General features: G+C 66.6%; 1 protein-coding gene. It reads right to left on the bottom strand.

Annotation, left to right across the window (positions count from 1 at the left end; translation table 11 throughout):
• Window positions 1-683: beta-ketoacyl reductase (locus ACLQ20_RS31320; protein WP_425858375.1), on the bottom strand; the 683-nt coding region annotated here is incomplete at its 3' end.
• Between the last annotated feature and the right edge of the window lie 298 nt (window positions 684-981).

Here is a 981-nt window from a genome sequence, read left to right as displayed (position 1 = left end):
TCGGGGATGTCGGTGAACAGACGCGACGGACGCAACGCCGTGAACGACGGCACAAACCGATCCCACCGCACATCCGCCACCACCACCTGACCCTCATCACCATCCAACGCCCGCTGCAACGCCGCCACCGCCAACTCCGGAGCCATCCCCGGCAAACCACGCCGACTCAACTGCTCCCCCGCCACCCCCACCGCCATACCCGCCTCAGCCCACGGCCCCCACGCCACCGACGTCCCCACCAACCCACGCCCACGCCGCGACACCACCAACCCATCCAAAAACGCATTCGCCGCCGCATACCCCACCTGACCCGCCGAACCCCACACCCCCGCAATCGACGAAAACACCACAAACGCATCCAAATCCAAACCAGCAGTCAACTCATCCAACACCACCGCACCACCAACCTTCGCCCGCAACACCTCCTCCACCTCACCCACACCCACCTCACCCAACGGCGTCAACTGCGCCGCACCCGCCGCATGCACCACCGCCCGCAACCGCTCACCCCGACCCACCAAATCCCCCAACAACCCCGCCACCGCACCACGATCCGCCACATCACAACCCACCACCGACACCCGCACACCCAAACCCTCCAACCGCCCCACCAACTCACCCACACCCGGCGCACCACCACCCCGCCGACTCACCAACACCACATGCTCCGCACCCACACCCACCGCCCACAACGCCACCCGCGCACCCAACGCCCCCGTACCACCCGTCACCAACACCGTCCCCGACAACCGAAAACCACCAGCACCCGCAGTCGTCGAAGAACCCGCACGCACCAACCGCCGCACAAAAACACCCGACGACCGCACCGCCACCTGATCCTCACCACCAGCCGACGACAACACCCCACACAACCGACCCCACACACCCCCATCCAACAACCCCGGCAAATCCACCAAACCACCCCACCGCAACGGCACCTCCAAACCCACCACCCGACCCAAACCCCACACCGCAGCACCC

This window comes from Micromonospora sp. DT46, from assembly GCF_049841735.1.
In the GTDB taxonomy this organism is placed as follows: domain Bacteria; phylum Actinomycetota; class Actinomycetes; order Mycobacteriales; family Micromonosporaceae; genus Micromonospora; species Micromonospora reichwaldensis.
This window is presented reverse-complemented; position numbering and strand designations above follow the sequence as displayed.